This is a genomic window from Streptomyces sp. NPDC104226 (assembly GCF_055584085.1).
Genome location: NZ_JBVJMS010000002.1, coordinates 590,228 through 602,986 on the forward strand (window position 1 = coordinate 590,228; position 12,759 = coordinate 602,986).

Genomic DNA, 12,759 nt, shown 5'->3' on the forward strand with positions numbered 1-12,759 from the left:
ACGAAACGAGAGCGCCGCTCCCCGAGGGGAGCGGCGCTCTCGTGCGATCGCGGTGCGGGCGTCGGCGCGCCTCAGGCGATGGAGGCGGCGACGATCGCGGCGACCGCGAGGTTGCAGGAGGCCGTCACCCACACCGCGGGGTGCGGCTCGGGGTCGACCACGATGGCGCCGAGCTTGCCCGGGGTCACCAGGTCCAGCACCAGGAAGGCCACGGCCATCAGGACGAGGCCGAGCAGGCCGAACGCGGCCGTGGAGAGCAGGCCCTTGCCGAAGCTGTCGTACGTGGTCCAGATCGAGGTGAAGACGATGCCGCCGATGCCGAGCAGCGCCGAGGACAGCAGCACGGAGGCGTTGCGGTTGCGCTCTTCCCAGATCTGCTTCGGCAGCTTGCCGGGGGTCAGCACGTCCACCAGGACGATGCCGAGGATGAGCAGCACCAGGCCGACGCCGCCGAATGCGGTGGTGCGGCCAAGTCCGTTGATGATGTCGCTCATTGGGAAGCCGTCTCCGGGGTGGGGTAGGTGGGGTAGGAAGTACGTCGCGTGCCTGTCGGCGCGGTGGCCGAATCTATCGCACGGCATGGCACCCGACCATGGGGAGGTCAGGAAATGGCAGAGCTCAGGGCCGCGCGGGCCGGGGAGGCCGCGGAGCTGACGGCGCTGGTCATGCGGTCCAAGGCCCACTGGGGGTACGGGGCGCAGTTCCTCGCCGCGGTCGCCCCGGAGTTGCTCGTCCGGGACGGGGACGAGGTGCGGCGGCGGATCGTGGTCGCCGAGGGCGCCGACGGGGCGGCCGGCTCCCGTTCCGGCGGCGGCCCGGCGGTCGTGCTCGGGCTCGCCTCCCTGGAAGGGGAGCCGCCGATCGGGCGGCTGGGACTGCTCTTCGTCGAACCGGCCGCCATCGGCGGGGGTGTGGGCCGCCTGCTGTACCGGGACGTGCTGCGGCGTGCCGCCGGACTGGGCTTCCGCCGGCTCCTCATCGACGCCGATCCGCACGCCGCCGGCTTCTACCGGGCGATGGGGGCGGTGGCCTCGCACCCGCAGCCGGGGGCGGAGGGGCCGGGGCCTGATCCGGACGCCACCGGCCGACTGGTGCGGTTCGAGGTGGCGCCCGTGGCCCTGGCCGGCTGGGCGCGGGCCTGGACGGGCGGCAGGGCGGCCGTGCACGTGGGCAATGTCGCCGAGTACAACGCACAGTTCGCGGACGCCTCCCTCGACCGGGAGCAGCGGGCCGCCCACCACTACGCCTGCCTGGCCGCCTTCTACAGTCCGCGGCCTGCCGCGCTGGTGCTGCCGCGCCCGGTGCCGCCTGGCTGGATCTCCCTGCTCGGGCGCCAACTGGACTGGCCCGCCGGGGTGGAGGTGTACGACGGGCTCGCGGAGCGGGATCCGGGCCTGTCGCAGGCCGTACGGGCCCGGCCGGCGCTGGCCGCGCGGCTGACCGGGACCGGGGCGCCCCTCGTACCGTGGGGCCTGACCGCACCCTTCGCGGGCCTGGCCCGGCGGTCCTGGCGGCCGGAGGAGCTGCGGTACGAGTCGAAGTCGGCGGCGCACAGCCTGTTCGGGCGGATCCTCTCGGAGGGCGGGCACCCCTCGATCACGCTGCCGGCCCAGTGGCGGGCGGACACCCGGTGGGCCGCGGTCCGGCTGCTGGCGTCCCGGACCAGGGCGGGGAAGAGCACCGTTCTCAAATCGGAGCACGGGGTCGGCGGATCGGGCACCACGGTGCTGACCCCCGAGCGGGTCCGTGCCGCGGGCGGGGCCCGGGCGGTGGTCCGCGCGCTGCCGCGCGGACCGCTGCTGGTGGAGGAGTACGTACGCGGTCCGGCGGATCCGGCCGAACCGCGGGACCTCACGTACGACGGGTTCGTGGACGCGGGGGGCCGGGTCCACGAGGTCGGCGGGGCGGTGATGGACGTGGCGGACGGCGGGTACCGCGGGGCCACGGTGGGGCCGGGGGTGGTCCCCGGATGGGCGCAGGAACCCCTGCTGGCCTTCGGCCGGGCGGTGGGCACGGAGCTGTCGGCGGCGGGCTACCGGGGCTGGTTCGACGTGGACTTCGTCGCCGACGGGGCGGGCCGGCTCGCCCCGACGGAGACGAACCTGCGCCTGACCGGGCCGTCCGTCGCCTTCGTGGTGGCGGCCCGGCTCGACGAGCTGCGGGGCGCGGGGCATTTCGTACGGATCGCCGACCGGGTGGAGCTGGGAGCCCGGCTGCCGGAGGCGGCCTTCGGCGAACTGTGCGAGCGGCTGTCCCGCCGATGCGCCGCGATGGGCGCAGTGTTCCTCCCCGCCATCCCCACCGGAGCCTTCGAGCCGGCGCCCTGGATGGGCGCCCTGGTGGCCGCGACCGGCAGGGAAATGCTGGACGCGGCCGAGCGGTTGGTGCGGGCGGAGGCGATGTCCGTCGGGGCGATGTTCGAGCAGGCCGACGGGGCTCAGCCGGCCGGATCGACGGTCCGGGCACTGTCCCGGGCCGACGCCGAGCCCGAGCCCGAAGCCGGCCCCGAGCCCGAGCCCGACGCCTGCCGCGGAACCGGTGCCGATGCGGATGCGGATGCGGATGCGGATGCGGCCACCGTCGCCGGGTCCCGGTCCTCGTCGAAGACGCTGAGCGGCGGACGGGAGGCGTAGACCGCCACGATCCCGGCACAGACCATCAGCGGGATGTTGAAGGCGTAGACGAGCGCGGCCTGTTGGGGCCAGTCCTGCTTGGCCGCGAGCCGGTAGAAGTTGTCCTGCGGCCACCAGGCGGCCAGCAGGTAGACGATCGCCAGATGGGCGGCCGCCGTGATGCCGGGGCCGCGGCGCCCGTGGCGGCGCATCAGGGAACGCCCGACGAACAGGAACCCCACACCGGCGGCGAACGCCCAGGACTCGACCAGGTACAGGACGAAGAAGAGCGTCGCGTAGGGATTCGGGACGCCGTAGAGGTCCGTGGAGCCGGGCCAGAGAACCTTGGCGAGGATCAGGAGGAGGCCGCCCAGCAGAAGCAGGCCGAGCACGGCGAGGAAGCCGAACCCCGCCCACCCCGGGACGCCGGCCCCCGTGGACGCCCGCACGTACTTGCTCCCGGTTCCACGCCCGCCCCCGCCGCCTCCCGCTTCGTCCCCGGCGCGACCCGGCGGCAGCGGGAGCGCCTCCCGCTGCTCGCGGCCGGCCCTGTCCCGGGGGATCCTGCGCAGCCGGAACACGGCGCCCGGCATCACGGCCCCCGGGAGCCTGCCCGCCAGGTGGCGGCGGAGCTCCCCGCTGTCGGGGAGGTCGGAGCCCGGGGGCCAGGTGTCGTTCTCCGCGGCCGGGGCGAGGAAGGCGACGAGCACCGGCCGCGCGTTCACGCCCGTACCGGCGCCCTTGACCTCGGCCAGGAGTGCGGAGCCGACCGCTTCGTGGCTGCGGATCGCGGCCTCGACGGGATGCGGGTCGAGGGCCTTGCCGTCCACCGTGAGCCGGTCGCGGATCCGGCCGCCGTACGCGAGCAGTCCGTCGGGGCGGAGCACTCCGAGGTCACCGGTCGGGATCGGTGCGCCGCCACCGGGCACGGCGAGGTGGATCTCCCCGTCCCGTACGTCCAGTCGGCAGCCCGGGAAGGCGGTTCCGATGAGCGAGAGCTCCTCGGCCCCGTCCAAGGGGGCCGCGAGCTGCGGGAGTTCGAAGCGGGCGCCGAGGCCCGCCGCTTCGGTGGGCCCGTAGACGTTGAGCAGCCGGGCGCCGGGCCGCAGCCGGGCGAGGAGGGCGGCCTGCTCGTCGAGGTAGAGGCGGTCTCCGGAGACCGTGACCATGCGCAGGGACCGCAGCCCCCCGTCGGGGCGGTGCAGGGTCCGCGACAGGGAGGCCTCCCCGTCCCGTACGAGGAGCTGAGTGGCGGCGCCCGGGTCGGTGTGCAGGACGGTGACCCGCTCGGCGTCGACGGCGCGGCGCAGCGACTCCGGGGTCCAGCGCGGGGCTTCGGGCAGGACGAGGGCCCCGCCTTCGCACAGGGCCCGCGTCCATCCCGCGGCGAAGCCGGTGAGGTCCGGGGCGGCGGTGATCAGGTGCCGGTCTTCGGGTACCGGCCCCGCGACGCCGGCCCAGCCCTCGTGGGCGGCGAGGAACCGTTCGTGGGAGAGCGGGACGGCCCGCCGGTCCGTCCCCCCGGTGAAGAGCACGGCGGCCGTGTCCCCCCGCGGTGCCCGGTCCGGCGGGTCGGTGGACAACCCGGCGGTGGCCACCGCGTACTGACCGTCGGTGCGGATCACCCGCAGGTCGCCGCCGTCGTCGAGGCGGGCCTGGTCGGCGGCGTCGGCGAGCAGGGCGAAGGGGCGGGCGGCGGCGAGCTGGCGCTGCCCGGTGCGCGGGTTCTCCACGTCGATGACGGTGTAGGCGGCGCCGGCCTTGAGGATGCCGAGGAGGAGGACGAGGAGCTCGGCTCGCGGGGCGGAGCACACGGCGACGACGGCCCGTTCGGGCAGTCCGCAGTCGAGCAGGTGGCGGGCCGACTGGTTGGCGCGTGCGTCGAGTTGCCCGTAGGTGAGGCTCTCGGTGCCCGCGGCCACGGCCTGGGCTCCCGGGGTGTCGCGGGCCCAGCGTTCGAAGCGGGAGAGAACGGTGTCGCCGGTGGGCCGGCCGGAGTGCGTGAAGGGCTCTGATCCCTGCGTCATGGGCCGATTCTGGCACCGGGCACCGACACGGACGAGGGGTGCGAAAATCCCTCGTACGAGCGACGGTTGATCCACTATCGTCCTGCGCTGGTGCCAACTGGCCCCGGTGGACAGGTTTCGAATGGTCGGAGGCCACATGGCCAAGGAAATCCAGGTGACGTACGACTGCGCCGATCCGGGCGCGCAGGCGGAGTTCTGGGCTCAGGCGCTGGGCTATCGCGTCCAGCCGACGGGGGGCTCCGCCGACTGGGCGGCCATCTCGGATCCGGACGGCAAGGGGCCGCGGCTCTACTTCCAGCGGGTCCCGGAGGCCAGGACGGAGGCGAAGAACCGCCTGCACCTGGACGTGCGCTCGGCGCCCGGCCTGAAGGGGGACGAGCGCATGGCCGTGCTGGAGGTGGACGCGGCGAGGCTGGAGAAGCTGGGCGCGAAGCGGCTGTACCGCCTGGAGTCCGACGAGGAGAACGAGGGGATCATCGTGATGACCGATCCCGAGGACAACATCTTCTGCCTCGACTGACGGGGCTTCGGTGGGACCGGCGGCACGGCCCCCACCTGCGAACAGGTAATCTGATCACGAAATTTTGCAATGGTGAACATGCTTGGATTTGGGGGGCCGGTGTTCCGTCACCGTGTCATGATCTCAGCCGCCGTCGCCGCGGCGTCCGTCGGCTTCGTACCCGTCACCGCCCTGGCCGCGCCGACGCCTGCGCCCACTGCGCCCGCGCCGGCCGCGAAGGGCCCGTCGGACGGGACCGCGGCCGCGAAGGAAGCAGCCGGGAAGGCCGTCTCGAAGGAGATAGCCGCGAAGGAAGCGGCCGCGAAGGCCCGGTCCTCGGCCGCGTCCGGCCCGGGCACGCGAGCCCGGCAGAGCACGTACTTCGACGTGTCGATGGGCACGAGCACCTCCGACGCCCTCTCCGCCGGGCTGGCCACCGGCGTCAGCACCGACCTGACGTACGGCGTCGTCCGGTACGACATCGACTGGGGCGACGGCGTCGTCACCACGGACTTCGGCCTCGTCGAGAACATCGTGTACGCCGATCACACCTACGCCCGCGCCGGCGCCCACACCATCACGATCAAGGCGACCGGACCCGGCGGCGAGACCGCCGTCACCACCGAGACGCTGGTGATGGAGGGCTCCGAGTTCACCCCGCACGCCCCCACCCGCCTGCTGGACACCCGTGACGGCACCGGTACGGGGACCGCCGCCGGCCGCCCCGTCGGAGCCAACGGCACGACCCGCGTGAAGATCGCCGGCAGTGGTTCCATCCCGGCCGGGGTGACCGCCGTGGCCCTCAACATCACGGTGACCAACGCCGCGACCGCCGGGCACGTCATCGCGTACGCCTCCGGCACCGAGCGTCCGGCGACGTCGAACGTCAACTTCGTGAAGGGCCAGACCGTACCGAACCTGGCGATCGTGCCGGTCGGCGAGGACGGGTACGTGGAGCTGGCCAACCGCAGCTGGGGCTCGGTGGACCTGATCGCCGACGTGACCGGCTACTTCAGCCGGACCGCCGCCGCCGGCTTCACCTCCGTGGAGCCGACCCGGCTCGTCGACACCCGCCAGTCGCTGGGTGCGCCCATGGGCGCGCCCGGCCCCCAGAAGACCTTCGGCGTCCAGGTCGCCGGAGCGGCCGGGCTGCCGACCACCGGCGTGACGGCCGTGTCCCTCAACGTCACCGTGGTCGACCCGGGGAAGGAGGGCCACCTGACCGTCTTCCCGGGTGGCGGGCAGGCTCCGTCCACCTCGAGTGTGAACTTCACCGCCGGGCAGACCGTCGCCAACGCGGTGATCGTTCCGGTCGGAGCGGACGGCAGGATCAGCATCCGCCACGCCTCCTTCGGGAACTCCAACGTGGTCGTGGACGTCACCGGCTACTACGGCGCCGACGGCGAGGCCGCCTACCTGCCGGTGAAGCCCGAGCGCCTGACCGACACCCGGGCCTACGGCTGGCCCCTCCAGGCGCTCGACTACGAGAAGCAGATCCGCTGGGGCGCGAGCGGCCTGGAGGCCCTCGTCGTGAACACCACGGTGACCAACACCGGGAGTGCCGGTCACCTCACGGTCGCCCCCGACCCGAACACCAAGAACGACTACCTCAATGGCACGGCGAAGCGACCGACCCCGCCGAACACCTCGGTCCTGAACTGGACGAAGGCCACGACCGTCGCGAACCTGGTCCAGGCGGGCACCGGCAACAACGACATCGTCGACTTCTGGAACCGCGGCTGGGAGCCGACCGACCTGATCGTCGACCTGTTCGGCGAGTACAAGAGGAAGTAATCCGCACCGCCTGGTAGCCGCCCGCGGCTACCAGGCTCCCGTGCGGCACGCACGCCTCCACCCCTTGACCTCAACCTTGGTCGAGGTCCTACCGTTCCTCTCATGGATATGGAAGTCACCGCCTGGACCTCGCTCCACAGCGCGATCAACGCCCAGCAGGACCGGCGCCCGCTCTCGCGGGCCGGGCTGCGCCGGATCGCCGCCTTCGCCCGCCCGCACCGGCGCGGGCTGACGTTCTTCCTGCTGCTCAGCGTGGTGACCGCGCTGCTCGCGGTGGCCACGCCGGTGCTCGCGAGCCGCGTGGTCACCGCGATCGTCGACGGCCGCGAGGGCGGTACGGTCACCCGCCTCGCCCTGCTCATCGCGCTGATCGCGGTCGCGGAGGCGGGTCTGGGGCTCGTCCTGCGCCGGCTGTCGTCCACCCTCGGTGAGGGGCTGATCCTGGATCTGCGGACGGCGGTCTTCGACCACGTGCAGCGGATGCCGGTGGCCTTCTTCACCCGGACCCGCACCGGGGCCCTGGTCAGCCGGCTCAACAACGACGTGATCGGTGCGCAGCGCGCGTTCAGCAACACCCTGTCGGGGGTGGTGTCCAATACCGTGACGCTGCTGCTGACCCTGACCGTCATGCTGGGCATCTCCTGGCAGATCACCTTGCTGGCCCTCGTGCTCCTTCCGGTGTTCGTGCTGCCCGCCCGCCGGATGGGCGTGCGGATGGCGGCCCTGCAGCGGGAGGCTTCGGCGCTCAACGCCTCGATGGGCACGCAGATGACCGAGCGCTTCTCGGCGCCGGGCGCCACGCTCGTCAAACTGTTCGGGCGGCCCGACGAGGAGTCGGCCGAGTTCGCGGCGCGCGCCGCCCGGGTGCGTGACATCGGGATCCGGACGGCGATGGCCCAGTCGGCCTTCATCACCGCCCTCACCCTGGTCTCCGCTCTGGCCCTCGCGCTCGTGTACGGGCTCGGCGGCCACTACGCACTGGCCGGCACCCTGGACGCGGGCTCGGTGGTCGCCCTCGCCCTGCTCCTGACCCGGCTGTACGCGCCGCTGACGGCGCTCGCCGGGGCGCGGGTGGAGGTGATGAGCGCGATGGTCAGCTTCGAGCGGGTCTTCGAGATCCTCGACCTGAAGCCGCTGATCGCCGAGAAGCCGGACGCCCGCCGGGTGCCCGAGGGGCCGGTGGCGGTCGAGTTCGACAGGGTCTCCTTCGGCTACCCCTCCCCCGACAAGGTGTCCCTCGCCTCCCTGGAGGAGGTCGCGACCCTCGACGTGCGGGGCGGCACCGAGGTGCTGCACGAGGTGTCCTTCCGCGCCGAGCCCGGGCAGATGATCGCCCTGGTCGGCTCCTCGGGCGCCGGCAAGTCGACGATCGCCCAGCTGCTGCCCCGGCTGTACGACACGGACGAGGGCGCGGTCCGCGTCGGCGGGATCGACGTACGGGACCTCACCGCGGACTCGCTGCGCGCCACGCTGGGCATGGTCACGCAGGACGGCCACCTCTTCCACGAGTCGGTACGGGCCAACCTGCTGCTGGCCCGCCCGGAGGCGGGCGAGGACGAGATCTGGGAGGCCCTGCGCCGGTCCCGCCTCGACGGGCTCGTGGCCTCGCTCCCGGACGGGCTGGACACGGTCGTCGGTGAGCGCGGCTACCGGCTCTCCGGCGGGGAGCGCCAGCGGCTGACCATCGCCCGGCTGCTGCTGGCCGGCCAGCGGGTGGTGATCCTGGACGAAGCCACCGCCCACCTGGACTCCACCTCGGAGGCGGCCGTCCAGGAGGCCCTGGCCGAGGCCCTGTCGGGCCGGACCGCCGTGGTGATCGCGCACCGGCTGTCGACCGTACAGGCGGCCGACCTGATCCTGGTGGTGGAGGACGGCCGGATCGTGGAACGCGGCACCCACGCCGAGCTGCTGGCGGCGGGCGGACGGTACGAGGAGCTGTACCGGACCCAGTTCGCGGGGGCCGGCCAGGACGGGGACACGCCGACGGCGCAGGCCGTCCCGGGCGGCGCGGCGGCGGTCTCCGGCGGATGATGGCCAACGGGGCGGCCGGCACCGGCCGCCCGGAACCACGCAGACACCGGAGTCAGGGGAAGCCGATGGACATCAAGCTGGAACTGGTTGCCGTACCGGTCACCGACATCGACCGGGCCAAGGCCTTCTACGAACGCATCGGCTTCCACGCCGACCACGACATCACGGTCAGCGAGGAGATCCGCTTCGTCCAGCTGACCCCGCCGGGCTCGGCCTGTTCGATCGCCATCGGCAAGGGCCTGACCCGGATGACACCGGGTTCGCTGGACAACATGCAGGTCGTCGTCGCGGACATCGAGGAGGCCTTCGCCGACCTCAAGGGCCGGGGCATCGAGGTGACGGAGATCGAGGACATGCCCTGGGGCTCCTTCGTCTACTTCTCCGACCCCGACGGCAACGGCTGGGCGGTCCAGCAGACCACCCCGCGCACGGCCAGGACGGACTGAGGGGGGCGGCTGCGTGTGCGGTCGGGGCTTCGCCGCCCCCGGTTCAGGTGCCGTTCACGCCGGGCTTCCCGGGCCTGCCTAGCCTCCCCCTGTCCACCCCCCGACCTGAAGGGAATCCGGTGTCCTTCACCGTCTCCGCCCGTCGAGCAGTGCTCCCCGCCGCGGTCCTGGCCGCCCTGGCCGTCCCGGCCGCGCCCGCGCAGGCGGCCTCCTTCTCCGTCTCCGCGACGGTGGAGACGGCCCCCGTCTCGCACAGCGGCGACGCCGCCGACGACCCGGCGATCTGGGTGCATCCCACGGATCCCGCCAGGTCCGTCGTCGTGGGCACCGACAAGAAGGGGGCGCTGGAGGTCTACGACATGACCGGTGCCCGGATCCAGCGGATCAGCGGCGACTACGGCAACAACGTCGACCTGCGCGGCAACATCGTCGTCACCGCCGACGACGAGGCCGCCGGCGGCAACGGTGCGATGCACATCTACCGCATCGACCCGGCGACCCGGCAGCTCAAGCGGCTGAAGGACGTGCCCACCGAGGTCACCGCCCACGGCATCTGCCTCTACACCTCCCCGGCCTCCGGGAAGCTGTACGCCTTCCCCAACTCCACCTCCGGGCGCGTCGAGCAGTGGGAGCTCGCGGTCAGCGGCGACTCGGTGACCGCGACCTCCGTGCGCCTGTGGGACGCGGGCTCCGCCGTCGAGGGCTGCTACGCCGACGACACCACCGGCAAGCTCTACCTCGGCGAGGAGGACGTCGGCGTCTGGATCTACGGCGCCGAGCCCGCCGCCGGGACCACCCGCACCAAGCTCGACTCGACCGGCTCCGCCGGCCACATCACGGCCGACACCGAGGGCATCACCGCCGCCGGCAACCGGATCTACGTCTCCTCCCAGGGCAGCAACGACTTCACCGTCTACGACCGCACCACGCACGCCTACCTGGGCCGCTTCTCCGTCGCGGGCGGTACGGCGGCCGACGACTGCGAGGACACCGACGGCATCGACGCCTCGGCGGCGAACCTCGGCCCGGCCTTCCCGCAGGGCGTCTTCGTCTGCCAGGACGGCTCCAACGGCGCCCCGGGCACGAGCGGCAACCAGAACTTCAAGCTGGTCCCGCTCCAGCGCATCACGGCGAACTTCGGCTGACCCGCAGGGGAGCCGACGGCCCGTAGCCGGGCTCAGCTCTCGTACGGGTGGGGCCGGGTGCGCAGGAGGTGGCCGTGCCGAAGGCCCTCCCGGAAGGCCGCCTCGTACCCCTGGTCACCGAGCGCCCCGCGCGCCGTACGCTCGAACTCCGCCCTTACGGAGGCCAGTTCGGGCGTACCGCGCTGCGGGTGGCCGACGGCCTGCCAGTAGGCGTGGCCGGTGCCGTACGCGCGCGCCGCGCCCGCCCCGTCCCCGGTCGCCGCGCGGGCCGCGGCGAGCAGGTCGAGGCCCAGGGCCGTCCCGAAGCTGTCGCCCAGCTCGCGCTTGCTCTCCAGCATGGCGCGGGCGTGGACGGCGGACTCGGCCGGGCGGCCCTCGAAGAGGCAGATCAGGGCCAGTTGGTAGTCGGCGTAGGCCCGGGTCCAGTGTTCGCCCCGCTCGGCGCAGCCGGCGCGCAGCAGTTCCGCCTCGGCCCGGGCGTCGGTGAACAGGCCCGTGCCGGTGAGCGCGAAGACCCGTACGAGGTGGCAGCGGATCCGGGGCCCCGAGTCGAAGGGGGTGCCCGGGAAGGCCTCCAGGGCGTTGTCGGAGACGATCCGCGCGGCCAGCGGCCGCCCGGCCAGCAGGTGGCTCAGCCCCAGCAGGTACGCGGCGTCCAGCGCCGGGCCCCCGTCGTCGTCCGGGTCCTCGTCGAGCCCCGCGGCCAGGGACTCGCAGCCGACGGCGATCCGGTGGGCCTGCTCGTGTTCGCCCTGGAGCAGCAGGGTCACTCCGAGGGCCCACAGGGCGCGCACCCGGATCCGCGGGGCCACCTCCTCGGGCCGTGCGGCGGCCAGCGCCCGCTCCAGGTAGCCGCGCGCGGCGTGCAGGTGGCCGCAGCAGGCCCAGTAGAAGCCGACCCGGGCGGCCAGGTCGAGGGCCCGCTGCGGGGCGGTGGCCAGGTAGTGGTCGAGGGCCGCGCACAGGTCTCCGTGCACCGCCTCGACGCGCTGGTACCCGCTCCGCTGGGCGGGGCCGAGCCAGTCCCGTTCGGCGGCGCGCACGAGCTCCGCGAAGTACGCGGCGTGCGCCTCCCGCAGTGCCTCGCGCTCCCCCGCCTCGTCGCGCCACATGGCCCCGTACTCCCGGATCGTGTCCAGCATCCGGTACGAGCCGTCCGCGCCCCGGCGTACGACGGACTTGGCGACCAGGGCGTCCAGCAGCGGGGGGACGTCGGTCTCCGTGAGCGGGGCCGCGGAGCAGACGGCGCGTGCGGCCGCCAGGTCGAAGGGTCCCCCGAACACGGACAGCCGGAGCCAGAGCAGCCGTTCGCGCGGTGCGCACCACTCGTGGCTCCAGCCGATGGCGGTGCGCAGCGCGCGGTGGCGCGGCGGCCGGACGGAGGCGACCTCTGGGGCGGGTGCGGATGCGGGGCCGGGTGCGGACAGCGGGCCGATCCTGCGGGCCAGTCGTGCGGCCAGCTCCTCCACGGTGTGGTCGGTCAACTGGGCGGCGGCCAGCTCCAGCGCGAGGGGGATCCCTTCGAGACGGGCGCACACGGAACGGGCGGCCGCCAGCCTGGCCTCGGTCCAGGGCGGCGCCTGCCCGGGGGCGGCAGCGGCGGCCCGCCGGGTGAACAGGGCGAGGGCCTCCTCGGCGCCGGACGGGTCGACGGCGTGCGGCAACGGGCCGATGTCCAGGACCCGTTCCTCAGCGAGCCCGAGCGGCTGCCTGCTGGTGACGAGCAGGACGAGGTGCGGGGCCGCGTCGAGCAGCTCCCGTACGAGGCCTCGTACGGCGGTCACCAGGTGCTCGCAGCAGTCCAGTACGAGGAGCAGCCGGCGCCCGCCGATCCACTCCCGCACTGCTGCGGCCGGGGTGCGGGCGGTGTGGTCGGCGAGGTCCAGCGCGTCGGCCACGGTGGCCACGAGCAGCCGCTCGTCGGGCAGAGGCGAGAGGTCGGCCCAGTGGACCCCGTCGGGGAAGGAGGCGGGTGCGGCGGCGCCGGCACCGCCGTCCGCCCCCGCCCCCAGCCCCGCCGCCGCGCGGCGGGCCAGGCGGGTCTTGCCGACGCCGCCCGGCCCGGTCAGGGTGATCAGCCGTTCCTCACGCAGAGCCCTTGCCAAGAGGGCCAGTTCGCCGGCCCGTCCCACGAAGGAGGCGGATTCCGCGGCCTCGTACCCGTCACCATGTCCCAGCACCCGCCCAGTGTGGCGCACGGGACGG

Annotated in this window: 8 protein-coding genes and 1 pseudogene; 6 read left to right on the forward strand and 3 right to left on the reverse strand. The window is 73.8% G+C overall.

What is annotated here, in order from left to right; all coding sequences use genetic code 11:
- Nucleotides 1–71: 71 nt before the first annotated feature.
- Entirely contained in the window at nt 72–494 is a 423-nt protein-coding gene (locus ACZ60J_RS08005; RefSeq protein ID WP_469679652.1) for a DUF350 domain-containing protein, read from the reverse strand.
- A 114-nt stretch (nt 495–608) separates the two neighbouring features.
- On the opposite strand from ACZ60J_RS08005, the gene ACZ60J_RS08010 reads away from it, so the two are divergent.
- Entirely contained in the window at nt 609–2,633 is a 2,025-nt protein-coding gene (locus tag ACZ60J_RS08010; RefSeq protein WP_469679653.1) for a GNAT family N-acetyltransferase, read from the forward strand.
- 932 nt (nt 2,634–3,565) lie between these two features.
- On the opposite strand, the pseudogene ACZ60J_RS08015 reads toward ACZ60J_RS08010, so the two are convergent.
- Nucleotides 3,566–4,777, reverse strand: a pseudogene (locus tag ACZ60J_RS08015) (AMP-binding protein); the annotation flags it as partial.
- Here ACZ60J_RS08015 and ACZ60J_RS08020 point away from each other — a divergent pair.
- The 5 genes from ACZ60J_RS08020 to ACZ60J_RS08040 all read left to right on the forward strand — a co-directional run bounded on the left by ACZ60J_RS08020 (nt 4,776) and on the right by ACZ60J_RS08040 (nt 10,554).
- Nucleotides 4,776–5,159, forward strand: coding sequence for a VOC family protein (locus ACZ60J_RS08020; RefSeq protein ID WP_469679655.1), 384 nt, complete (start codon nt 4,776–4,778; stop codon nt 5,157–5,159). The pseudogene ACZ60J_RS08015 and the gene ACZ60J_RS08020 sit on opposite strands and share 2 nt — an antisense overlap.
- A 117-nt stretch (nt 5,160–5,276) precedes the next feature.
- A complete protein-coding gene (locus ACZ60J_RS08025) occupies nt 5,277–6,932 on the forward strand; it encodes a hypothetical protein (protein WP_469679657.1) in 1,656 nt (551 codons plus the stop codon).
- A 102-nt stretch (nt 6,933–7,034) separates the two neighbouring features.
- Nucleotides 7,035–8,963, forward strand: coding sequence for an ABC transporter ATP-binding protein (locus ACZ60J_RS08030; RefSeq protein WP_469679659.1), 1,929 nt, complete (start codon nt 7,035–7,037; stop codon nt 8,961–8,963).
- A gap of 65 nt (nt 8,964–9,028) precedes the next feature.
- Nucleotides 9,029–9,409 carry a VOC family protein gene (locus tag ACZ60J_RS08035; RefSeq protein ID WP_469679661.1) on the forward strand — a complete coding sequence of 127 codons (381 nt, stop codon included), beginning with the start codon at nt 9,029–9,031 and terminating at the stop codon, nt 9,407–9,409.
- A gap of 119 nt (nt 9,410–9,528) precedes the next feature.
- Nucleotides 9,529–10,554: a phytase gene (locus ACZ60J_RS08040; protein ID WP_469679662.1), complete on the forward strand. Its 1,026-nt coding sequence runs from the start codon at nt 9,529–9,531 to the stop codon at nt 10,552–10,554.
- 32 nt (nt 10,555–10,586) lie between these two features.
- Here the strand turns inward: ACZ60J_RS08040 and ACZ60J_RS08045 are convergent, their stop codons facing one another.
- Nucleotides 10,587–12,734 (reverse strand): ATP-binding protein, encoded by a 2,148-nt coding sequence (locus tag ACZ60J_RS08045; RefSeq protein WP_469679664.1) that lies wholly within the window; start codon nt 12,732–12,734, stop codon nt 10,587–10,589.
- Nucleotides 12,735–12,759: the final 25 nt, after the last annotated feature.